We start from the raw sequence: 23721 nt of genomic DNA, 5'->3' as shown, positions 1-23721 counted from the left end.
AACGGGATTTCTGAGATGCCTGACCGACACAAGATCGACGAGCGGCTGTTGCAGGCGCACAAATCGCTCTTCGGCAGTTCGGCCGACCAGCGCAGGGCCATGATGTCCGCCCTCGTCGAGCTGGATCTCGGCGGCGGACTGGACGACAGGCAGAAGGACGAGCTCGCGCTCGTCCGCATACTCGCGACGCAGATGGACGGCCGCCACGGGGACGCCCTGAAGATCCTCGACCGGTTCACGCCATCCTCGGATTCGGCGGCCAGGCTGGCGGGGCGCCTGCGCCTGGTCTCGGTCGGTGCCCTGGGCCTGGACGGGAACGTCCGGGAGCCGGACCCGGCGGGGGAGCCGCCCGAAACCCTTGGATATTTGTTGCTGGAACGGGGGAATGCGGCCTTCCACGGCGGGGACATCACAAGGGCCGCCGAGCTCTGGAAAGCCGCCCTCGGACGCCTCGAGGAAAACGGGGAGGAGCGGGGAAGGGCCTCCGCCGCCGGCAACCTCGGCATGCTGCTCGTCTCAGGGGAGGATCCCGGCGAGCGCGAGCAAGGCTTGGCCATGATAAACATGGCCATCGCGATCAAGTACGCGCACGACGATGCGGCTGGCATCGCCACGGACTGCATCAACCTCGCGAGGTCTTTCCTCCGCCGGTGGCGCCTGTTTGAGCGAGCCATTGCCTACTCGCAACAAAGCGTATTCTTCGCGAGGGCGTCCGGCGACCAGCAGGTCCTGGCACAAGCCCATCATGAGCGGGGACTGGTCAGGCTCGCCATGGGGCAGCTGAAGGAGGGACGGGCGGACGCGCGCGCATGCATCGAGATTGCGACGAAACTGGGCGACTCAAAACTCGGCCGGGATGGCCGAAGCCTCCTCGTCTCGGCGGAACAACTCGGGCGGCAAGGCTTGGGCGTCGGCCCGCGCGGCCAGTGCCGCTGCGGAAGCGGGAGGGCTTACCTCGATTGCTGCGGGCGCGCGGACCACGAGCCGATCGAGGTCGGCCTACTGATGCCCAGCCACGCCTTCGAGCTGGACGCCGATGCGACCGCCCCCCAGGCCAGGGGCACGCGCCCGATTCTCCTGGACCTTCAGATGCGCGGCGGCGCGGGAACTCGCTTCCGAAAGGGCTGGACGAGGGTCACGCGTCGAAAGGGATGGTTCGAGCTCGGGGAGATGCCCGACATGGCGAGCCAGCACCTGCTGGCGGCCCGGCGGCTGATCGAACTCGTCCCGGGGTACGGCGTCCAGTCGGGGGTCGTCGACCTCGACGTGCCGATCGCCGCCTGCATCCTCGCCGTCTGCGCGGTCGAGGCCTTCGCCAACTCCGTCGCCTCGCTGGTCAATGAGGGGATGCGCGAGGGCGAGATCCCCTCGGCCACGGTCCCGCAGTCGCTCGCGACGGATCCAGCCGAGTTCGTCCGGGGCACGGAGTTGCGGCTGAAATGGCGGCATCTCGAGCAGGTCCTATGCAGCCCGGAGCGAATGAATGACAAACTCGCCGCCCGCTTCGACAAGCTGGTAACCATCCGAAACGAGCTCGTGCACTTCAAGACACTTGGTTTCGAGACCGTCGCGCCCCCGCCGTCTCGGCATCACCCGCTCCTGGCCATGGCAGCCGGCGAGTTCGAGATCCGGGACGCGCCGCGCAGTTGGCCGGTGCGGCTGCTGACGCCGGATTTCGGCCGGTGGTGCGTCGACGTGGCCGGGAATCTCATCGATGATTTCCGGGCGCGGTACGGCGCTCGCTTCGGCGTACCAGACTGATATCGACCGCCGCTGCATCCGAGACTGCCATCCATGAACGGCAAGACACTTCAGAGCGTCCTTTCGGCAGTACGGCACGAGGACCGGCTACTCAAACGCGAGCATGCAGAACTCAACGCGCGGGCGTCCTATCGAGGTCAGCGGCCCGAGCGGGCGGATTTCGAGGACGCCTACGGGCGGGAAACCACCAACGCACTGATGCACGCGGACCATGCCCATGAACAGCTGAGGAAGGCGTTGAAGGTCGCGATCGAGGACCATCGTCGGTCGCGCAACAGCATCCGGGTTTGGCTGTGGCAGCGTGGGCTGTGGCGTGTGGGTTTGCGTTTCTCGCGCCTCCCGGGCCCGCTTCGCCGTGCCTGGGCCGCGCGTCGTGCGGCCTTCGATCGGAAAAGGGCTGCCGGGAGAGCGAGTTGGGACATGTCACTCCGGATCGGGGCGGGGGACCTGGCCCTGAAGATCGCGCAGGAATGCTCCGACGCCGAATACGAGCATCAGCGTGCCTCCGCCGTGGCCCGCGTCGCCCTTGCCGACCAAGCAACCATCACGGCCACCCGCGACAGCCTCGCAACCGTCCTGAGATGGGGCGGCCGCGAGCAGAGGCGCTTCGAGGCGAACCGGACGCTGAGAAGCGGCGTGGAGGCCAGGATCGACCACTGGATAGTGAGCACGAAAGTCGGCTCACGAACGCCGCCGCCGATCATTCGTGTCACGACCGGCTCCTGGGACAACGAGCGTTTTCGAAACCTGGCCCGATCGGTGGCCGAAGCGTGGCTGGACCGACCCCTTGGCTTGGCGAATACGCACGATGGCTGGCCAAGGATCGTGCATGCCTCGCTGGCCAAGATCAGGGTGCCGCCGGAACCTGATCTGGATGGTGTCTCGGCACTTCGTCGCCTGTGGCAGGCGCTCGAGAATCCAAATTCGTCGAGTCGCGACCTGAAAGCGTTGCTATACTGGGTGGCGTCTGCGGCCGAAATTGCGATGATTCGCGAGCTCACAGCCAAAACCGGCGAAGAGCCATCAACCACCTTGTTGATGTCGAAGCTAAGGGAGAGCAACGAAAAGATCGGCGGCGGGATGTTCGACGCGATCGGGTATGGATCGGCCTTCCCTTTTCATGTTGCAACCTTCGAAGCCGACAAGATGACGGAAGCGGAGACTGGTGTCGACTTTGGTGCCATATTACATATCGGACACGAGGATGGATACATCTGTCGCGCAGCCCTCATCCAGGCGAAACTCGCCGGTGTTGGACGCGCCAACATCCATCGAGCTTCGGAAGTGCGTGGCAACATGCACCAGCTGGCTGCCCTCATGCGTCTGGAAGGGGCCGGGTATTACCTCTTCTTGGACAACGATCCCGTGACCGGTCCGCCGGCCGCCGTCGTTCCCGCCGCAGCCATCGCGCGCCGGCTCATGTCGGAGCACGGCGTCTCGACAGTGACGGCGCTTACCCGGTCGCAATGCGATGTCGACTGCTATACGGATGCGGTGGATTTCGGCACCTTCTTCGGCTTCACCCTGCTCGAGAATGGCCACTCCTGCACTTCGATCGCACATGCGATCCAGATCGTCGGCGGGACCGTGAAAAACCGAATTGCAGCCAAACTGATGGTCATCCAGATAGGAAGCCCGCTCGACCGGGCATCGATGGCCGATCTGGAGCGACTCGGCTATCGCGAAACTCGTTCCAAATGGGACCTGGACGAGATGGTCCGTCGTGCAGCACGATCGAGTGACGCGGGTCCGGGACGGTGATTGACCGTGCATGAACAACCTTCGCGCCTCTGACCGAGATCTTCGGTGCTACGGACCGACGGGTTCTCGTTCGATCCCGGGGCGAGTGCAACGGTCGCCTGACCAGCTCTCATCGCGGCAAGCCGCCCGGACCGATCAGGAAGCCGGTCGGACGCGGGCGACAACCGGCGACGAGGTTCATGTGCGCCCGATCGTCGGCGCGGGCTCCCCCATCTGCGTGGTCACCTCGATCCGGAACTCGCCCCGCTTGTCCCCGGGATGCAGGATCACGCCCGTGACGAATTCGCGGAAGGCGCTCCTCAGACGGTAGCCGGCCTCGTCGACGGGGCGGAACGGAACCATGGCGGCGAGGCCGAGGATCGCGTCGCGGAGGCCTCCGAGCCGACCGGGATCGATGCCGATCGACCGTGGCGAGGCGCTGCCGAGGTCCGACAGCTCCTGTCGCCGGAGCCGCCACTCGTCGGCAAGTTCAGCCTGAATCGCCGCGACGGCCCTGGCCAGATTCGAGTCACTGTCGAGCATGGCCCACCTGGGGAAGACGTCGAGATCTCTTTCCATCTCGGCGATGCGCCGCTCCACGCTGCGGAGGTCGTCCACGACGACGCGCCTCCTCTCGTGCAGCGTCCTCGCTCGCGCCTCCGTGAAGGCAGCGATGCCCGCATCGTCTGCCAGGGCGTCGCCCACGCACCGCACGACGGCGGCCTCGACGGCACGCATCGGGTAGCTCCCGCCGTTCGGGCAGCCACCGCCCAGCGGGTCGTGACGATTGCACCGGATGTAGGAGCGTCCCTTCGACGTGCGGTGAACCGCATGGAACCCATCCCAGCAGGAGGGGCACCTGATCCGTCCCGCGAGAAGGCTGGTGCCCTCCCGGACAGGCAGGCCGGTCCGGAAAGGAGCGCCGGGCGCGAGCACGCGGCGCTCCGCGATGCGCGACTGGACGCGTTCCCACGTCTCGCGGCCCACGATCTGCCAGCCGGGCACCTCGGTGACGATCCAGGTCCTGGGATCGGTGACCCGGCTGCGCCACCTGCCGTCGGCAGGATCACGCCACGCCTGGCGGCGACCATAGATCAGCAGCCCGCGGTACATCGGGTTCGCGAGAATGCGGCGGACAGTCCCGGCATCCCAGGTGTCGGCCATAGCGCAAGGAGGCACGCCGCGACCCTGCAGGTCCCGCGCGATCTGCGTCGGGGACATCGTCCCGTCCAGGTAGGTCCTGTAGATCCACCGGACATGCTCGGCCTCGAGCACGTTGACGGCGACCCTGCCGGGCCAACCGGCGACCCTGTCGTAGCCGAAGGGTATGCCGCCCATGCACAGCCCTTCCTCGGCCCTGCGACGCCGGGAAAAGTCGGCGCGCAACGCCATCAGGGCCGGCGTCTCGTCCGACGGCCGACCGTCCAAGGCCGTGCCCAGCGAATGAAGCGTGCCGCAGGTCGTGGAGTGGAGCTCGGCTCCGGCGGCATGCACGAGCCCGGCGAGGCATCGGGTGTCGCCATCGTCCCGCGACCGGCAATCCCCGTCCTCGATCACGACGTGCCGGTACTCGCCGGCCAGCACCGCTGCCAGCAACTGTTCCGAGGGCCGGTGCGCGCGCACGTCGATCCCGGGCCGAACCTCGTCCGAAAAGATATCCCGATCCGGATCGTGCGCCATGTAGAGCCGAGCGCAGTACGCCTGGCCGAGCTCGACCTGTCGCTCGATCGACGTTCGCGCCCGCGCGGCGGTGCCGCGCCTCGCGTACACTGCCGCCCGCTGGCCGACGACGGATCGGATGGCCTCCGTGGCCCCCCATGCCGGTCCATCCAGACCTCCGGCAGGCATTGCAGGGCCGAGGACGCATTCTGGAAGGGGGCCGTGTTCGTCGACATGGGCGGCCGGGCGCCAGTTTCCGTGACCGCGGTCGCGGCGCGCCGATCCAGGACCACCTCGTCGAACAGGCCACCCAACCGATTCATCAAGATCTCCCATTTCGAATTGGCCGGCACGACGTCGGCCGCCCCCCGGACTTACCGAAAGCGATGGTCCCCATGGCGCCGGCGGCCGCAGCCGAGATCCCGGCGAACCGAGTGGATCGGTTCCGTGCCGATCCCCGGCCGAGGCGACCGAAGCGTCATGCCGGCCACGGGGACGGTTGGCCCACGCCGCGGGCTCGACCCCGCGGCACATCCCCTCGCGCCGCCCGCCAGGTAGTGGTCCGGCCGGCCATTCCTCAGGCTGCCCGCCTCCGACGCGGCCGGCCCTGGGCCCCGTGCCAGGTGGCATCGTCCACGAGCCGCAGCTGGGGGGCCTCCGTGATCGTCCACCTCTCCGGGGGCTGCAAGGTCGTGGTGCGGCGCCCGTCGAGCGACATGCCAGCGGCGTACCGACCGTAGACCAGGATCCCGCGGTGCAGGTCCCGCTGCAGCAGCCGCGACACCGACGATCCCGTCCAGGAGCCGGCGCCACGCGGCGGGTGGACGCCGCGCTCGGCGAGGTGCGTCGCGATATGCGCATGGGTGCGGTCCTCGTGGGCGGCGAGCCGGTACATGCCCCTCACGATCTCCGCCTCCTCGGCATGGATCTCGAGGGAGCGGCTCTCCCCTGCGACCTTGCGGTAGCCATAGCCGGCTGCGAGCGGCCACCCTCCACGCGCCACGATCGCGTGGCAGGCGTACCGCGCGAGCTCCGCGTTCTGCCGGCGCTGCACCCTTGCGCTGAGGCCAAAGAGCAGGGTGTTCTCGGGCTCCACGCGGCCGCACCGGAGGTCGTGAAGCTCGACCCCGGCCGCGTGGATCCGGGTCACGATCGACCGCAGGTCGGCGGCGGACCGCGAGAGGCGGTCCAAGTCTTCGACGACCACGCAACCGACGTTTCCGGACTCGACGACCGCCAGCAGCGACGAAAGGCCGAACCTGACGGGGGCAGCGACACCGACACCCGTATCGGAGAAGGTACCGGCGACCGGCATGGCGCGCTCCGCACAGTACCCGAGCATGCCATCGATCTGCCGCGCCACGCTCGCCCCCGTACCATAGGCGTAGAGCGCCACCCCGAACGGGGCCCAAGCCCCGTCCGCCGCGACGGACGCCCTTCCGCCAAGCGCCATGGCCTCGTCACCAACCGTCTCACTCATGATCATGCCTCTCTGCCTCGAGGGATTTCCGTTCGGTACCGGCAAGCTCACATCCGGGCAGCATGCCGCGGAATCCGGCAATGCGATCCACCATCCGATATGCTTCGACTGATGCTGAGGCGAACTGTTCGGCCTCGCAACTGCGCCTGTCGATGGATATTTCATTTCATTTCAGATAAATTCGGGCAAGATCTTTATTTTTAGAAGTTGCCTGCAGACCATATTGACTCTTTATCATCGCTTGGTCGGCCAATTACGATGGTGAATAATCTATTTTAGACTCAATGATTTGCGGATGAGATCTGGGAAAGACTCAGGATTCCGTCGCCAAGACCAATGGTTCGATACCCCCGCCCTCGCCTTTGCGGGCGCGTCGGCGGCGTGGTCCGGGGCCTCCACGGTGAAGGGACCGGCGACCGCCCGGGGAGCGGGCCGCCCTGGGCGGACTTGGCAAGACGACGAGGCCGCCACGGCCGGGCCAGGCGCGATCCGCTCGCGACGGCAGGCCACTTGCAGCTGCCCTCCGGATCGCAGGGCCATGCGGCCAGGGTCCGGCGCGCCTCGCGCCCCGACGACGGGAATGCCTCGCCCCGGACATGGATCGTTTCTGTTCGCTCGCGTCGGATCCTTCTCCAAGTGCCGGTCTCCGGCACCGTCTTCAGGTGGAACGCAAGGCTGTCGGGCCCTGTCCCGGCAAACCATCCCGCGACGCGATGCAAGGCATCCGGTGCCGCCCGATGCTGCCTGTCACCTCGAACGGCGGGGAGCGTTTGCCGACGATGACGAAGCCCGTCCTGCGAGTTCCGGGACGGGGGCCGCACGAATTCAGGCCTCGTCGCGTCGAGCGGGCGAAGCCGGACATGGCGTCTCAGCCTGATTGGAATTATACCGTAGATATAGATCCAGATCGATGGCCAGGGACGTCGCTCCCGCCTTGACCGACGCCCTCGGTTAACGGCGGTCAGCGCGTTCGAGGCATCGAACGCCGGATCGCCCGTGTCGTGGGCCTTCCCTCGATCCAAAGGTGCGTTCGGTGCCGTTCCCTTGCCGACGCATCCGTGTTCACCGGAACGGGATGCCTTCCTAGCCGGGCGGTCCGTCCGCCGCCGCCATCTCATCCAGAAGCTGCGAGATCGACGGGGGGACCTCGGATGCGGCACCGAGGCGGGCGGCCAGGAGTAGCCTGGCGGCGGCGGCCTGGGTCCGTTCGGGCCGCTTCAGGACCGCTTCGATGGGAGGCACAGACAAGGCGGGAGAGGCGAGCAGGAAACGTCCGTCGGTGACTAGGCGGGCCCAGTGCCGGAAGATCCAGCCGACGGTCGGGCCGACGGTCGCGTCCCGCAGCGATGTCCAGCGAAGGTGAAGCACCAGCCAGATCCCGCACCACAGGAGGGCCGGCGGGTTACCGCGAAGGTCCGCGCGCATGGTATGGATGGCGCTGGCGAGGCCTTCCCTCTCGGTCGTCATCCGCCCGGTCGCGCCAGCCATGCGTCGGAACAGGGGATGTAGCGTCTCCAGTTCCGCCGCCGCCAAGCCGGCGCCGGCGGCCGAGTCGACGACCCCGAAATCGCCGGCGAGCGCCGCGGCGACCGCGAAGGTCAAGACGAAGTCCTCGGCCGCGCCGCGCTCATCCTGGGATGACCGAGCATCGAGCGTCGTGGCGGGTATCACCCCGCGAACCGGCTCTTCCGTCGCGTCGAGCGATTCCGGGGATATGCCGGAACGCACGAGAGAGGACGTCGCCGCATGCTGGAGGACACGGGCCACGAAATCCCGTGGATCGTGACGTGCGATCGCGTTGCGGACCTGGACGATAGCCAGCGAGATCTCGGCGAACAGGATCGGGCCGCCGGTCAGGTCCTCTCGGAAGGAAACGTGGTAACCAGTGGGCTCGACCAACTCCAAGTCCGCCTGGGCAAGAAGGTAGAAGGCATAGTCGAGGTGGCCGACGGGATGCGACCTGATCTCCTCCATGGGATCCGGTTTGCTGCCGCAGCCTGCCAGGTAGGCCACGTCCCGATCCTCGGGGTCGGCGACGCCGCTGACGGTGCGGAGAAGCCAGAACACGCCATTGCGGACGATCCGGTGGCAGTAGGCTTCGGTCAGCGTGCCGCCTGGATCAACGGTCGGAAGGAGGCGGGTAGCTTCCAGGAACCGGTCGAGCGCCCGTGCGTGTGCCCCTGACCTGCATGCGGCGTGGCCCATGTCCGCAAGGAGCCCGATCGCCGATGCCCTTACCGAAGCCTGGGGAAAGTGGGCCGCGGCGGCGCGGGCGCGCCCGAACCATCTTTCCGCGTCCGGCCAATCCCCGAGCTCCGCGGCGCTGATGCCGGCCTCGCGCGCGATGTAGAGACGCTCCAGGGGATCCTGGCCGCCCGCTTCGGCGGCGGCGGCGAGAAGCGGCAGGGCCGTCGCATGATCGCGCCGGCGCCAGTGGACCTTCGCCCGGGCCCGCACGAGGGCGACGTCAGGGCCGAAACGGCGGGCGGCATCGTCCAGGCATGCCAGCGCCCGATCCTGATCGCCACCGCCCTCGTCGAGGCAGATCGCCCGGGCGATCGCGCAGCGGACGGCGAGGCTCGCGTTGCCCCATGACATCGCGATCCCGGCGCAGGCCTCATAGTCGTCCCCCGCCCTCGCCCAATCGAACGCGGGCTCCAGCAACTCGTGGAGCCACCCTTGATTGACGAGGATCGATAGATCGCTGCGGCCCGGGACGAAGGCGCTCAAGCAGCGTTCCCGAACGTCCGGCGGCTCCCGGTCGATCCTCTCCATGAGGACGCGGAATGACGCCACCGTTCGGATGCTCCGCATCTGGCTGGCCAGGAGGACGCCGGTGATATCGGGCGTACCCCCGGAGCGTGCGTGTTCGGCACTCGCAGCCGCGAACCTCTCGCTCGATCTGGCGAGCGCGTCCGCACGGATGAGAAAGTCCGGCCATTCCGGGAAGATGGATCCCGCGCGTTCATGCATGAGCAGCTTGCAGAGAACGGCGCACTCGAACAGCTCCGGCGCGACGATGTCCGCCCGTTCGCCGTCCAGGGCGCGCCAACATCGGCGCACGTCCTCCGCCGAGCCCCGGGGCAGCAGCACCAACAGCTGCGCGAAACGCAGCATCGCCGCGAGGCGGGGATCCCCCGGCAGGATCGGGGCCGAGAAGGCGAGGCGCTGGAGCGTGCCCACGAACGGCGCGAGCATCCCGAGCGTGTCCTCGTCGCACGTCAGGATGGAATTGGCGAAAGCGAAGATCTGGCCGGCATCCTCGCTGCCGAGCGCATGCCGGAGCAACGGTTCGGCATCGAGGACCGAGAGCGTCCGGCGCCCGAGGATCCGCTCCGCGACGCAGCGGTGAATCGCCCGGCGCTCCGACTCGGACAGAACCTCGCTCGCCGCGCCCTCTAGGAGTGGCGACACGCGCAGCCTGTCTCTCCTGAGTGGCTCGATCCAGGGGCCGACCAAGCGGTCGAGCACCATGCCGGCCAAGGGCACTTGCGGGCTGAGCTCCGCCACCGCAAGTGCCAGCGCGCGATCGAAGCCGCCTTCGACCAGGCTCATGCGCAGCAGGAGGCGCGTCGAGTCCACCGGCATGGCGGCCATCAGCCTTTGCCGGGCGGCACGGCGTTCGCCGGCGACGTCGCCGCCCTGGGCGCCTCCGAGCAGCGCGGCCAGGGCCCCCCTGCCCCACCCCGCCTGGGACAGCCGCTGCACGATCGCAATGGTGAGTTGGGGATGGCCTAGCGAAGCCGCGCGATGGATCGGGCCGGCGTATTTCGACTCGCCTCCCGCCTCGGCGACGAGGGTCGCGACCTCCCTCTCACTCAGGTACCCGACCTCCACGACTGGCAAAGCGCGCGCGGCCAGCCCGTGGAGAGTCGACGGCGCCGGCGCGGAGTAGGCGGTGACGATCGCGGTGACGTCCCGGCGTGCCAGGGCGGCCAGGAGCCGCGCCGTCATGTCCCGGACACCACGATCCTCGACCTCGTTCAGGTCGTCGAGGATCATCCCCGTTGGTGGCGAGGCGGCCAGTTCGCCCAGCAGCAGCGAGAGGCGCGCGGCGGTGTCGACCGCGTTCAGGTCGCGGAAATCGACGATCGACCATGCCGTCCCCGCCCTCGCCGCGACGAGCCTCGCCGCGAGTGACTTGCCGAGCCCGGTCGCGCCCACCACGAACACGGCGCCCGTGGAGACCCGTAGCGTGTCGATGTCGGCGACCAGCTCCGTTCGCGGCACGAGCAGTTCGGGAAGCGGCAGCTCGGTGGCGGGAAGCAGCAGGGAGGAGCGTACGAAGCCCCTCACGCCACCGGTGCCGCCGAACGCCTTCGAAAGCTGCTCGAGCGGTACGGAGACCCTGCTTGCCTCGTCGACCAGCGTGAGAAGATCGGCGCGGCGAAGTCGGCGCGCGCCTTCCGAGACCACCGTGAGGAGAACCCTTTCGACGACTGCCGGGACGAGGTCCCTGCCCACGTGGCTCGAGAGTCCCCGGCTCGTGCCGACGTACTCGACCATGCCGGCCACGAGGTCCGCTCGAACGTCGTGGAGGCCAGGGGCGCCGCAATGCCAATGGATCCGCGCCAGGAAACCGGCGCGGAATTCCTCGTCGGACATGGCCTCAAGGTGCGATCGCGTCACCTGCGCGAGCTCCAGGCGGCCGAGCATGACGCGAAGGGGCCTCACGTCGGCACCCGCGGCCGCCCGTCGCCAGTAGGTGAGCGCAGCTTCCTCGCCGACCCTGTCTGCCGCGCTCCGCTCGGTCCCGAGCCTGGACGTCGTGAGGTAGTGCAGGGAGACCGGCCTGCCGGGATTGCGCAGCACCAGGTCCACGAAGGAATCGATAGCCGACCGCACGCCCGCCGAGCGCAACGTGACCGCGCCGCTAGGGGCCGTGTCCTTCACCTGCGTGCCGGCGATGGCATGGCGCGTGGCCACCGCAAAGTCCTCGGCGACCTCGAGGTGCAGCATCTCGCCGTCGCCAAGGCCCAGCCAGGCCAGGGCAGACGCGTAGAGCTGGTACCCATAGCCTCGCAGGGCCGCGACCGCCTGTCGGCTCGCGTCCCCATTCGGCGTCAGGACATGCTCCCCCTGTGCGGCGACCCCCATGGGTCGTGGTTAACATGGCCAGCCTCGCCCCGGCAGGGGCGGAACGAGAGGATCGCGCATACGAAGATCGGGGGCGGGGCTGCCGGGGTCTCCAGACCCGCCGCGGCAGCTTCGTCCGACGGAAGCGACCGGTCATCGACAGCTTCGGCGCCTGGCTCCAGCCGTACGTGCCCCGGCGGCTTGGTCGTATGCTTGCGCCCCTCCCCGGCCTTCCCGGTAGGGCGAGGACAAACATATGCCGACGCCGGCCTATCCGGACCTGACCGATCCGTGGCGTCGCGTGGTCGTGCCGGCCACCGGCCCGCCGTTCGGGAACGGTCCCATGCAGCGCGGCGACGAGCGGGATCCGATGGCGGGTCGGGCGCTCGGAAGCGAGGTGTCGACTTACGGCCACGTCCACGATCCGGATTGGCCAAAGCGTGACAAGTCGGTCACCGTACGGTTCGTTCGCGAGGATCAAGCCACGGGTCCGCGCCTCCGGCCTACGGGCCGTCACGCGACCACAACCGTGCGGGGACTACATGGCGGTGGATCGGATCGTCACGGTCAGGCATCCCGGTCCCGTGCTGTTGAGGCGCAAGCGGAAACGAATCCACGAGGATTGGTTCGTCGCGATCGACACGCCCGTCGCCCTGCGTGCCGGATCACCCGAGGATCTCGGCGACACCCACACATTCAGGTTCGGGGACAGGGACCTAACCTGGCGCGTCTTCGAGGGCACCCTTTGGTACCAGGTCGACGGGCGGTCCTGCATCCGCGGCACGCCTTCGCACTCGGGCAAGTTCGGCGTGGCCGAGTTCGAGGCGTTCCTGGCCGGCGGCCGGTCCGAACGGGTTTCCGACTGCACGGACCTCGGTCTCGTGACCTGCCGAACGCCGCTGGCGGCGGTGGGCCCAAACGCGCCCGGCCCGACGAACGGCGCGGTCATCGGGCGCCACGACCGTCCGCCATCGGAGATCGAGGTCTCCGAGATCTTTGAGGATGGCCGTGCCTCGGCATCGGACCGGCTCAGACGCTTCATGGACGAGCGCGTGCGCGTCGTTGGGGACGTCGTGCTGATCCGGTCCTATGATCCCCTCGTCACGCTCGGGAAGGACGGATGGGCGGTCCAGCCGTTCCCTCAGGCGCGCCTGACGTCCTACCGGCTCAAGCACCGGGAGCCGATCGGGTACCGCCCGGACGTCTATGACCGGGGAGCTGCCTGGCAGCAGGGCGTCGGTTGGCCGGGGCGACCGGACGGGACCGATCCATGGGTGGGGTCGCTTGCCGGGGCCCCTTACGGAACGGACACGGCCAAGCTGGTCGCCGGCTATGCCGTGACCGCCGCGACCTGCGCGTTCATCGAGATGCGGGACGTCTACACCTACTTCCTCACGGACAGGCGCAACGCCGAGCCGGCGCGGATCGCAACGGGCCTGTCGGGCGAGGCGTGGGACCTGACGGTGGGGGCAAGCCTGGGCACCCTGGACGAGAACATGGCCTTCGAGGCCGTGGACGTCGCCCGTCGCCTGATCTCGGCAGTGGCGGACTGTTACGGACGCTCGGCGGAGGTCACGCCCATGGTCCAGGAGGCCAGGTTTCTCTGCCGACGCTTCAAGGAATTCGAATCGGCCCTGATCGGGGATGCCGCGCCGGACGCCGACGACTTGGCCGCGCTCGATTCGCTCGTCCATCGGGCCTGAGCCGTGATGGCTTGCGGGCAACCCGAACATGCGCATGGCTCTGCCGAACTGCCGGCCGGGTGCCTGGACCCGTCCCGGGTCCGACGCTCGCGGGAATGGCTGCCGGGATCACGCCCTCCGCCAGTGACTGACACTTACCGATCCCTCGCGACCCGAGGAGCATCGTCGATCCCGATCCCATCCTCGAAAAAAGCATGAACTCGGTTCAGGGGCATACGCGACAAGAGGGGCTTCGGGTTGTTCGACTGCGCAAAGCAGTGCTCGTCCCCCGCCAGGTGCCGAAAGGCCATCGAAGCCGAACCCTGACGTGGTCGGCCAGGCCGCGGCTCATATTCGTGGCACGATGTCAAGTAAGGGCAAACCCTTACTCGTGTGGGCCGCGGACGTGGGCTAGCGTTCCCTGGCCGAGCGCGAATTCGGCAGCGGAGACAGGCATGCGGCAGTACAAGGATCCCACGTTCGGCGCGAAGGTGGCCGAGCACGCGATGGACCTGCTCGACGACGGGATCTTCCGCGCCGGGCGGCGGTCGACGACCTCGCCGCTGCCCGGCAACAACCTCGAGAGGGCGAACTTGGGTCGTGCGGGCGCCTCCACGTCCCGTCAGGCTCGCGAGACCCTGGAAGCGATGCACGCGGTTGAGGGAGCATGGCTCGACGTCTGCAAAGTCACGCTGCCATCGCACCTCCCGCCGGAGTACGCCGAGCGGCTTAAGGCGGCCCGGTGGGAGCTCTTGGACATCAGCGACGAACTGGAGGAGATTTGGCAGGCCAAGGCGAAGGCGATCTGGGCGGCCCTGCCCATCGATAGCCGGGTGCGGCGCCTCCGGAAGATGGCGGAAGAGGTCCGGGGCTGCGACCAGGGCACGGAGGAGCGGACGTTGCGTGCCGACCACCTGGACTTCCGCCTCGGGCTCGATCCCGAGGCCGCGCGCATGGCTGGCTTCGACGGCGTCGACGGCGAGTTCCAGGCGACGGCGCCCTCGGCGTTGTCCGGTGCTGCCGATCGGAAGGTCCCGTAACCTTTCTGCGGAGACGCCAACGGCGGTCGACCAAGCCGCCGTCAGCGGCCAGATCAATCCCGCGCCTCCGAAATGGCGTCTCGCTGGCAGGATGCCAGCGACGACCATTCGTCCGACAACGTCATCAGCGACGCTGCGGCAGGGTGACAGTGCGCCACGATCGCGAGACCGTGCGCCAGAGCGGCAGAGGCCGTGCAATCCCCGCCCAGCCCGCGCAGCGCGAGCGCGGACATGACCTCGTCGCCGCGTCGGGAATCGACGTTGCCGTCATGCAGGAACTCGACCGAGGGCGCCAGCGGACCGCTGGGGTCGATCACCGACAGCATCGTGTCGGCCCAATCGGCCGACCAGCCCTTCGCGGCAACGGCCAAGGCGTCGCGCAACCTTCGCCGGATTTCCGCATCCATCGCGGTTGGACCGAGGAAGCGCCACAGGTGCAGGATCAGCACGGCGAAGCCGCAGGGGCCACCGATGACGGCCGGACCGACATGCCCGATCCCCGGCTCGGAAGCTGGGATGATCGCCGGTCGGAACGTCGGGCCAAGCCACGGCGCGCGGACGTCGCCAAATGCCAGGTCGACCATGTCGTCCTACTCCATGTCGGGAAGCGGGGGTCGCGGGATGACGGCCCCGGCCCGGACGGGCCCCCATCCGGGCCGGGGCCGTCGATGGGGAAGGCTTCCGGGGCATACGATGCGGCGCCGTCATCCCCCTATTGGCGGTGCGGAGAAGACACCCTGGAACGGTGACCCGGGATGGGACTGGCAGGGCTCTGCCGGCGAGGCCTTTCGGCCCTCGCCCCTGCGTGCGTTCGAGACATACATCGCCGAGGGGGCACCGGAACGCCTCCAAGCGTCGAGGAAGGAGCCGAGGTGCGGCCTTTCCTTCCGTTCCGCCGCGAGGTAGCCGACGAGGTCATCGACGGCGTCGTCGTGCAGCGCGGCGCCCATCCTGCCCGAGGCGAAGCCGTATCGCAGGAACAGCGCGTATGTGTTCAGGGCATCGCTCTCGCAGTAGTTCCTGACACGACCAAGGTCGCCGGCGGCGACCAGGTCGGCGACGTCCGCCCCGGATGTGCCCGGCTTGCCCGGCAACCCCAGCGCCGCGCAGGTCTCGTCGAGGCCGAGGCGGGCCGAGGCGCCGTAGCCGCTGATCACGTCCATGAGGTCGACGTGCCAGTCGGCGTAGCGCTGCCCGTACGACATCCGACCCTGGCCGCGCGCGTGCCAGGCCGGGGTGGCGATCCCGTGCAGCATCGCGCGCTGCAGGAGCACCTGCATGTCGAAGGCGCGCCCGTTCCAGGTCACGACCTGGAAGCGGTGCCGCTCGAAATGTGCCCAGAAACCGCGTAGCAGCCGCTCCTCGTCCCATCCGGGCTCTCCCCCGCTCCGGCATGCCTCGACCGAGTAGCGGAGGCCACCGACGTCGGCGTCGCGCTCGATGCGGGCCTGGACGTAGGAGATCGCCACGACGCGATGCCAGAGCGGCTTGGGGAAGCGGTCCTCCGGCCAATCGGGGGGCAGCAGCGCCTTGTCGACGATCGTCTCGATGTCCAGGCTCAGCACGCGATCGTGCTGGGTCGATCCGTCGACCGGACGCGAGGCCCCCCCGTATCGAGCGACCCGTCGGTCCCTGGCCGCCCCCGCTCCCGAAGCACGGGAACGCGGTCCCAGCCCGACGCCGGGCGCGCGAAGCAGGGGCCGAGACGGCAAGGGGAGACCGCCACCGTTTCCGCGGCCGCCGAGAGGAAGGGCCAACTGGCCTTGGGGACGTGTCGCTTCCATCGAGTGTGCTCCTTGCATGCGGCCAATGCCGCGATCCGTGCGTTCCCGCTCGAAGCCGCGCTCGCCCTCGCACCGATGCGTGGGCGAGCGCCGGCGACGCCCCCGGCAGGGCGAGGCAGGCCATCCGCCATGGGCGGCGTCGCGATGCCCAGGCCTCACGGCCACGATCCCCCGCGGTTCAGTCCAGGCCCTCGTCATCGAGGGTGAAGTGCGCCGTCATCCGCGCCAGGCGCGGGCGGTAGGATCCGTGGCCGTGGACGGCCCAGGCCGCGTGCTCGTCGTCGAAGGCAGGATCGAGCAGGCTGTCACCCAGGTTCATCCCGGACGGCGTGCCGGCGTCCTCGACGTCCGCCACCTCGATCTCCCGGACGAGCGCGGCGACATGCCGTTCGGACATCGCCCCGAGCGACGGCGCGGGACGGGCGGTCCGGCCACGGCGCGCGGATTCGGGCCGGGGGGAAACCTTGGCGCTGCGCGCCGGGGCGTGCCGTGGCCGCGGGCGCGGAACCGCGTTCAGGCTGGTCTTGCTCATCGTCACCTCCTCAAGAATCCAGATGCGGAACCGGCGGTCAGCGCCGATGGCCGGCCGAACGGGACGGCGCCCCCGGGACTGTCCGTGACGCGTCGAAACCGGGAACGGCCCGACGACGCGCCGACCGGCCGTGGCGGGTGCCCGATGCCGTCCGACGGCGGACGGGACCGCATGTGCGGGCCGGCATCGCGTCCAGGCGGTCGGCGATGGCGCGGAGGCGGTCCACGGCGATGTCGATGCCCTCGGGCACGTCAGCGAGCAGGAGTTCCCTCATGCACGCCTCCACGTCCGTGGCGTTGGGACAGGAAGCCAGCGTCTGGAGCACCGCCACCAACTTCAACGCGTCCCGGACCGGGGGAGTGCACGGCACGCCGTCGCGTGCGAAAGTCGACGCCGTCGGATGGAGGTCGGGCAGGCGCATCGGGAGGGATGGCGTTCGACCGCGGGTGGCGGAGGTGTCGCCGTCGGAGGCCAGGTGCCAAGCGTGGGCGCCCGCCGGGAGAGCGGGACTGCAGCCCCCCGGACCGACCGATATGGCGACATCGACGGCCGCCGTCACGGCGGCTTCGGCCATCAGGCTCGGCGTCAGCGCAAGCAGCACGTCATGCGCGCGATGCATTCTCACGAATGCCAGCAGCCCGTTCGCACACATCGTCTCCGCTCGCCCGCTCGTCCGGTAAGTTCCGAACCCGAGTTCGAAGGACGGCGATCCGAGCGCGGCGAGGCCGGTCCGGGCCAGCAAAGCTGCCATCGCGGCGAGAGGACCATCCGAAAAGAAAGCGACGACCATGACTTCCCCCGTCGCCGCGCGTCGCGGCCGAGCAGTTTCGATGGCTGTCATAATAGCCCCAAAAAGCTATAGTGACTATAGATTTCGAGTATCGGGGGCCAAATAAGGCTAATGGAACTTTTATATCGTTTGCTATATAAGCTTAGATAAGCTAGGGTTGTATATTTTTATATTGCAACTAGGGATTAGGCCGCACAATGAGGTGGGCAAAACGCAGGGTGTAGAGCGCCTACTGACGAAGATCGCAGCGGTCCACGGAACAAGTTGCAGAAGCTATGGATGCAGTGACAATCGCGGAGGATGCAGGTGTGAACACAGCGCACCACGCAACAGACAGGCGTAGGCAACCTGGCAGCGCAGTATGAGGGGGCGTCGCAGGCGGGCTAAGAGCTGTCTTGCATCGATCAAAATTATCGGCGCTGAAGGCGGCGCGATCTCGCGAACATAATATTGCCGACCATGACCGTTCGTGTCCGCAGGAGCACCAAGACTTACTTCGGATGTCGATGTCCGCACGGGCGATTCCAGGTTTGCCTGCATCGCCGTGACCAACGACCACACGTCTCAGTCGAAGTCTTTCGATGCAGCCACGCCCGAAGGCGCTCGAACCAAAGCCTCGACGAGCAGGGGCCGCCCCGGGGTGCCCTCGGCCCAGAGCTCGAACAGCTCCTGCCGCAGGGATTCCAGAGCGTCGATCTTGAACCGTACGTCATCCATGAGCCGACGTACGAGTTCGGCATCGGGCACCTTGTCTTCGTCCGCGAACCCGAGAAGGTCTCGGATGGCATCCACATCGAAGCCCAGCTCCCGCGCCTGGCGGATGAACCGCAATCGGACGACATCGCTGTCCGCGTAGCGCCGCTGACGCCCGTCCGTGCGGTCGGGCGCGGGTAGAAGTCCGACCTGCTCATAGTACCGTATGGTGACGACCTTGACGCCCGTCATCGTCGAAAGGGCACCAATGGAGAGGGACAAGGAGCGGCTCCGTGGCGGTCGCGGGATCTCGACGCCGTAGAGCCCTAGCAAAGAACCGCCCATGACGCGACGCAGGATCATCCGCCGCGTCAGGTCGCGAGGACGCTGGTGTCAGGGCCGACGGATCCATTCCGGCGGCCTGGGCGGACCTTCGCGTCGGCATGCGCCCTCTGGAACCAGCCCAGGGGCTCGCTTCAACGTCAGCCGCCCATTCCGGCCACGCGCAGACTCCTGCCCGTCTCGCTCGGTTTGAGCATCCGCGCGTGCCGAGGGTTCCGACGCTGGCGGCCGACGGGACCGACCTTCCATGATCTTGACCCCGTCCGACGCGGGCCACGCCCCATAGGCGATGCCGAAGGCCTGGTCCCGTTTCCCCGATGACATCGAGCAGGAGGCCGGTCGTAGACCTCAGCGAGGAGACGGGCCTGTGTGGCGGCCGCATACCCTCACCGATCGAGCCCGCTCGGTCCGGCGTGCCCCCAGGGCCGACCTGCCACGCGGCCGTGAACGCCGATCCGCAGGCCGGCGGGAGACGGCGGTCAGGGCCAAGCGCGAGAAAGGTCATGCCACGCGGCATAGACCCTTCGCCGCGCGGCCTGCCGATCCGGTAGCCGTTCGCCTCAGTGAGGCCGTTCGACCAGGAGTCTTTGCCTCGCGCGCAACACGGCCTCCACGGCTCGTCGAAGCTTCCGGACCGACCCGCCGCGCCAGCGCCGGCGAAGGGCCTCAAGCTCCACGCCATCGGGAGGGGGAAGGAAGCGCGGATGCAGGCCACGTTCCCGGGCGATCTCGGCCAGCGAGGATGCCACCAGGGCGTCCAGGTGCTGCGGCCCCGGCTCTGGAAAGCGTATGACGCGGAAGCGGTCGAGCAGCGGGCCGGGAAGGCGACCGGCGTCGTTGGCGAGGCACACGACGCTGACCCAGTGGATGTCGATGTCCTGCTGGAGGCTTGGATCGGGGTAGCGGGAGGCGTTCTCCTGCTCGACAAGCTGGAGAAGGGCATCCCAGACGCGCCCGTAGTCGGAGCGGGTCGGCGCCTTGTCTATCTCGTCCACGAGCAGGAACGGGTTCGCGTGGCGGTGCCGGGCTATGGCCATAAACGGCCTGCAGGGTTCCGTGCTCCACCAGCGCCTCTCGGTGCCGGCGATGCTGGCACCGGAATCGCCCGTGGCGTCGACCCGGTAGACCCCGACGCCCAACACCTCTCCGAGACGCCTGACGAAGCGGGACTTCCCCGCCCCCGGGGGGCCCTCGATCAGGTAGCCTGGCAGCCTCACGAATTCCTTTCCGACGAGGTCCCCAAGCACGGTGTCTATGGCCTCGGCCGCATAGGGGAACTCCGCCAGGAGCGACGAGCGTCCTTCCGCGAGGTCGCCGACCGCCACGAGCGGCACCTCGCAGCCGATGACGTGCTCGTAGCCTCGTGTCGCCTCCCGTGCCTTGCCGGTGGCCGTGATCGCGGGGCAGACGAGGACAGATCCATGGCTACGGGTGGGACTTGCCGGCCGGTCGCCGGGCCCATGCCCTTCATCCGGCTCCCGCTCGGGCGCGGCGATCCTCTGGCCCGATCGCCCCGACCGGGCGGCCCGCGAGGCCTCCCGGCGCCTCACGGTCGCGGCCGCCCGGTTCCGCACGTGGCGCGTCTCCGCCTCCCCGATGGCCAGGGCGTGCGCGGCCAGGGTGAAGTCCGCGTAGTATGCCAGCGTCCGTCCCGCGGCCATGGCGGAGAGGCCGATGGCCAGCACGCTGGCCGTCGACCTGAGTTCGTTCAACGCCTCGCCGATCGCGTCCCGCCAGACCCTGAGGGTCTCGGCATCCATCTCGCCCTCGACGCCTGCCGGGACCTCGTCCGGCAGGGGCTCGTCGTACTCGGCGAAGTCGCGCCATGGCACGACGACGCCGTCCGGGTCCGCCCCCGCGCTGGCCAGGGCGAGGACGGCGAGGATGGCGCCCACCTCCGGCAACCGGTCCAGGGCAGACCACGCGGCGCCGGCAGCCCGCCCGGCGGCGGCCTCCACGTGGCCAGAGAAGCCGAGGAGCAACGCAGCGTCCGCGATTTCCCGGATCGCGTCCGTGTCGGTTCGCGCCGCGAAGCTGTCGAGCTCCGCAAGGTCGCCGACGGCGCTCGACACGGGATCCGCACGGTGAACCAGCCTGCGGCCGTCCGGGAGGTAGGGTCGCGCGAGCCAGTTGCGGACGGTGCGGCCGAGGACCGGCCTGATCGCACCCGCGTCCCTGGCGAGCTGCGCGGGCATCGTCCCGTTGCGACCCGCGCCATCCAGCCCCGCCTTGAGGACGCGCGGGAAATGACGCAGGACAACGGCACGCGCGACTTCATTGGAAATCCCTGCCATGCTTCCTCCTTGCTCGATCGGTCCCGCTGGGCGGGATGGGTGACGGGGTTCGCGCCGTGCCAGGCGCCCCCGCGTGGCCGAGCACGGCACGATGCGGTCGTGAGCGCGGTTCTCGAGCGCCTGCGAAAGACTGCCGTGACGGCGCGATCCCCGGTTGGTCGGACTCGGTCGAGAGCCATGCTGGCCCATGGGCCGCCGCGTCGACGGCAGCTCCGTTCCCCGGCATGACCGGGAAGCCCGGGAAAAGTGACCTGAACCGGTCCGGTGGGCGTCGAACGGTCCTTCGACCGGAGACAGGCACAGGAGAGAGGTGACGGCCCGAATGCCGCCGACCTCTGGGCCCCGCTGTTAAGCGGTCATTATTCGGAAGGCCGTCATTATACCTCCAGAACGTCCCAGAGGCGATGCGAATGGATCCCGAAGGTGGCACGGATCGGCCACAGGGTTAATGCCGGCGGTACTCTTGCCGGGCGCCGACCCGGCAAACGAAGAAATCATCGCGCCCGAAACCGGCGGACTGTCAAAAGGCGTTGGAACGGGACCCCGGATCAGCGTGCAATCGGGGCTCTGACTCACTCTCGCTGATGCCGGCAGCGTTGAGGTTGCGGATATCCACGATGGAGCCGCAGCATGCGCCCCCGCTTCAGGCCGTCGAGCCTCGTACCTGCCGGATTCGTCGTCGATCACCTCGATGTCGGCACCGATCGGATTGGTCTGGTCGTGAGGTCCGGATCTACGACGGCGACGTGCCCAGACTGCCGGACCCCTTCAAGTCGCATCCAAAGCCGCTACCAGCGCCGTGCCGCCGACCTGCCGCTTGGTGGCCGGCGCGTCGAACTCCAAGTCATGGTAAGACGCTTCTGGTGTGACGCAGCGGCCTGTGGGCGGAAGATCTTCGCCGAGCGCTTCTCCAAGTGCGTCCTGCCTACCTTAGCGCGACGCACCTCGCGGCTGGAGCAGATCGTCCACCACCTTGGGCTCGCACTCGGTGGTCGGCCCGGTGCAGGCCTTGCTCAGCGCCTGATGCTGCCCGTCAGCCGCGACACGCTCCTGCGCGTGATACGCCGTCGGGCGACGACACACTCCGATCCAGTCAGCATCATCGGCATCGACGACTTCGCCTGGCGGCGCAACCACCGCTACGGCACCCTCGTCTGCGATCTCGAACGCCGCCGCATCGTAGCGGTTCTACCCGACCGCGAGCAGGCCACCGCACAGACTTGGCTGAAGATGAACGGCTCGATCCAGATCGTCGCCCGCGACCGCGGGGGTGGATATGGCGAGGCCATCGCCCGTGCTCTGCCGCAGTCCATCCAGGTCGCCGACCGGTGGCACCTCATGGAGAATGCCAGCCGTGGCTTCCTCGATGCCGTGCGCAGGTCGATGCGACAGGTTCGCGAGGTCGTCGGCGCAGCCACGATCGATCCGGCGCTGCTCACTGCAGCCGAGCGCATCCAGTACGAGGGTTACCTGCGTCGGGAGGAGGCGGACGCGGCCATCCGCGCGCTCGCCGAGGCAGGCGTTCCGATCCGCCGGATCTGCCAACGTCTTGGCCACAGCCGCAAGGTGGTGCGTGCGGTCCTGCGTGGGGAGCGTACCGACGTCTTCCGGGTCCGCCAGAGTTCGCTCGACGCCTATCTGCCCTGGCTCGATGCCCAGTAGGATGCTGGCAGCCGCAACGCGACCGAACTTTGGCGCAGGGCGAAGGGACAAGGCTTCCGGGGATCGCTGCGCGTGGTCGGGGAATGGGCGACGCGGCGTCGACGCGCCGAGCAGGCCAAGATCGAACGGCTGCAGCGTGTGCCGTCGGCACGAACCCTGGCGCGATGGCTGACGACAGGTCGCGACCGCTTGACCAAGGCGGAGACACTGACCGTGGCTGCCGTCGAGGACGGCGTGCCGGCGCTGGTCGAGGCGCGCGAGGTGGTGGGCGCTTTCCAGACGATGGTTCGGGCGATGGCGCCGGACAGGCTCGAAGGGTGGCTCACGCGTGCTGGCACAAGCCTCGTCGCCTCGTTCGCCCGCGGTGTCGGTCAGGACCGAGCTGCGGTTCTGGCGGCGATCACGTTGCCATGGTCGAACGGCCAGACAGAGGGGCAGATCACCAAACTCAAGCTGATCAAGCGCCAGATGTACGGCCGCGGCAAGATCGACCTGTTGCAAGCTCGCCTGATCGGCTTCACCTCCGGATGATCAGCGAAAGTGCGTCAGAGCCCTTATTCCACGCCTAATCACACTCCGAGCACGCGGCATATGAGACGCACCGGCCAGGTCCGCGCATGCTGCTCGATGAAGGCGAAGGTCACTTGGGCATCTCCGCGAAGATGCCGATGGCTTTTTTAGCACGTCGCGCTCCATGCGCGTACGGTCGAGCTCACGCCGCAGGCGGGCGATCTCGACGGCCTGATCGGACGGCGAGGCGACCGGGCTTGGTGGCGCACTCCCCGTCGATCCGGCCGGCCGCGGCCGGGGTGGGGCCCCGTTCAGCGTGGCACGCCACTGCCTCAGCATCGAGGGCTGGATCCCAAGCTCGGCCGCGACCTGCATCTGCGGCCGGCCGCTGCTCTCCAGAAGGGCGACCGCTTCGCGTTTGAACTCGGGTGTGAACTCGCGTCTCGTCTTCGTCATCCGACACCTTCCCCGCTCAGCATGAGCGTATCAGAGGTGTCCGCGATGCCGAGGGAGGATCACCCGCTTCAGACCCTTACCGGACGGGCTCTAAGCTCGACTTTGGCCATTTGCGGCGCATCGAGTGGGCGGAGGTGACGAAGCGGGCGTGACGGATAGGCTGTCGGCGTCCCCGCCAAGAGACACCGCCATGTTGCCCCTGCCCACCCGCTTCGCCGGG

The 23721-nt window shown here is 68.4% G+C and carries 13 protein-coding genes and 2 pseudogenes; 5 read left to right on the top strand and 10 right to left on the bottom strand.

The window, feature by feature from the left end:
* The first annotated feature begins 15 nt into the window (after nucleotides 1–15).
* Nucleotides 16–1761 carry a hypothetical protein gene (locus tag ACLBYB_RS30090; protein WP_447700997.1) on the top strand — a complete coding sequence of 582 codons (1746 nt, stop codon included), beginning with the start codon at nucleotides 16–18 and terminating at the stop codon, nucleotides 1759–1761.
* 33 nt (nucleotides 1762–1794) lie between these two features.
* The gene (locus ACLBYB_RS30085; protein WP_447700996.1) at nucleotides 1795–3522 is read left to right on the top strand and encodes a hypothetical protein; all 1728 of its coding nucleotides are present in this window, start codon (nucleotides 1795–1797) and stop codon (nucleotides 3520–3522) included.
* Nucleotides 3523–3699: 177 nt separating this feature from the next.
* On the opposite strand, the gene ACLBYB_RS30080 is transcribed toward ACLBYB_RS30085, so the two are convergent.
* From ACLBYB_RS30080 to ACLBYB_RS30070, 3 genes are all read right to left on the bottom strand, one after another.
* Nucleotides 3700–5181: a recombinase family protein gene (locus ACLBYB_RS30080; RefSeq protein WP_447700995.1), complete on the bottom strand. Its 1482-nt coding sequence runs from the start codon at nucleotides 5179–5181 to the stop codon at nucleotides 3700–3702.
* Nucleotides 5182–5737: 556 nt separating this feature from the next.
* On the bottom strand, nucleotides 5738–6640 hold the full coding sequence (locus tag ACLBYB_RS30075; RefSeq protein WP_447700994.1) for a recombinase family protein: 903 nt from the start codon (nucleotides 6638–6640) through the stop codon (nucleotides 5738–5740).
* Nucleotides 6641–7723: 1083 nt separating this feature from the next.
* Nucleotides 7724–11599, bottom strand: coding sequence for a hypothetical protein (locus ACLBYB_RS30070; RefSeq protein WP_447700993.1), 3876 nt, complete (start codon nucleotides 11597–11599; stop codon nucleotides 7724–7726).
* Between the two features lie 926 nt (nucleotides 11600–12525).
* Here ACLBYB_RS30070 and ACLBYB_RS30065 point away from each other — a divergent pair.
* A complete protein-coding gene (locus ACLBYB_RS30065; protein ID WP_447700992.1) occupies nucleotides 12526–13419 on the top strand; it encodes a hypothetical protein in 894 nt (297 codons plus the stop codon).
* A 434-nt stretch (nucleotides 13420–13853) separates the two neighbouring features.
* Entirely contained in the window at nucleotides 13854–14438 is a 585-nt protein-coding gene (locus ACLBYB_RS30060; protein ID WP_447700991.1) for a hypothetical protein, read from the top strand.
* A 53-nt stretch (nucleotides 14439–14491) separates the two neighbouring features.
* Here ACLBYB_RS30060 and ACLBYB_RS30055 read toward each other — a convergent pair whose 3' ends face one another.
* The 6 genes from ACLBYB_RS30055 to ACLBYB_RS30030 form a co-directional block, all read right to left on the bottom strand.
* A complete protein-coding gene (locus ACLBYB_RS30055) occupies nucleotides 14492–15022 on the bottom strand; it encodes a hypothetical protein (RefSeq protein ID WP_447700990.1) in 531 nt (176 codons plus the stop codon).
* A gap of 120 nt (nucleotides 15023–15142) precedes the next feature.
* Entirely contained in the window at nucleotides 15143–16003 is an 861-nt protein-coding gene (locus tag ACLBYB_RS30050; RefSeq protein WP_447700989.1) for a 3'-5' exonuclease, read from the bottom strand.
* A gap of 397 nt (nucleotides 16004–16400) precedes the next feature.
* Complete coding sequence (locus ACLBYB_RS30045; protein ID WP_447700988.1) at nucleotides 16401–16754, bottom strand: hypothetical protein; 354 nt, start codon at nucleotides 16752–16754, stop codon at nucleotides 16401–16403.
* Nucleotides 16755–16791: 37 nt separating this feature from the next.
* A complete protein-coding gene (locus ACLBYB_RS30040) occupies nucleotides 16792–17544 on the bottom strand; it encodes a hypothetical protein (protein ID WP_447700987.1) in 753 nt (250 codons plus the stop codon).
* 564 nt (nucleotides 17545–18108) lie between these two features.
* A complete protein-coding gene (locus ACLBYB_RS30035; RefSeq protein ID WP_447700986.1) occupies nucleotides 18109–18519 on the bottom strand; it encodes a MerR family transcriptional regulator in 411 nt (136 codons plus the stop codon).
* Between the two features lie 620 nt (nucleotides 18520–19139).
* Entirely contained in the window at nucleotides 19140–20774 is a 1635-nt protein-coding gene (locus ACLBYB_RS30030) for an AAA family ATPase (RefSeq protein ID WP_447700985.1), read from the bottom strand.
* 729 nt (nucleotides 20775–21503) lie between these two features.
* Between ACLBYB_RS30030 and ACLBYB_RS30025 the strand changes: the two are divergent.
* Nucleotides 21504–23066 (top strand): annotated as a pseudogene (locus ACLBYB_RS30025) (ISL3 family transposase).
* A 41-nt stretch (nucleotides 23067–23107) separates the two neighbouring features.
* On the opposite strand, the pseudogene ACLBYB_RS30020 reads toward ACLBYB_RS30025, so the two are convergent.
* A pseudogene (locus ACLBYB_RS30020) lies at nucleotides 23108–23501 on the bottom strand (transposase); the annotation flags it as partial.
* Nucleotides 23502–23721 lie beyond the last annotated feature (220 nt).

The organism is Methylobacterium sp. D54C, assembly GCF_053345595.1.
The sequence above is the reverse complement of the archived record's forward strand: the minus strand, read 5'-3'. Positions and strand labels throughout refer to the sequence as shown.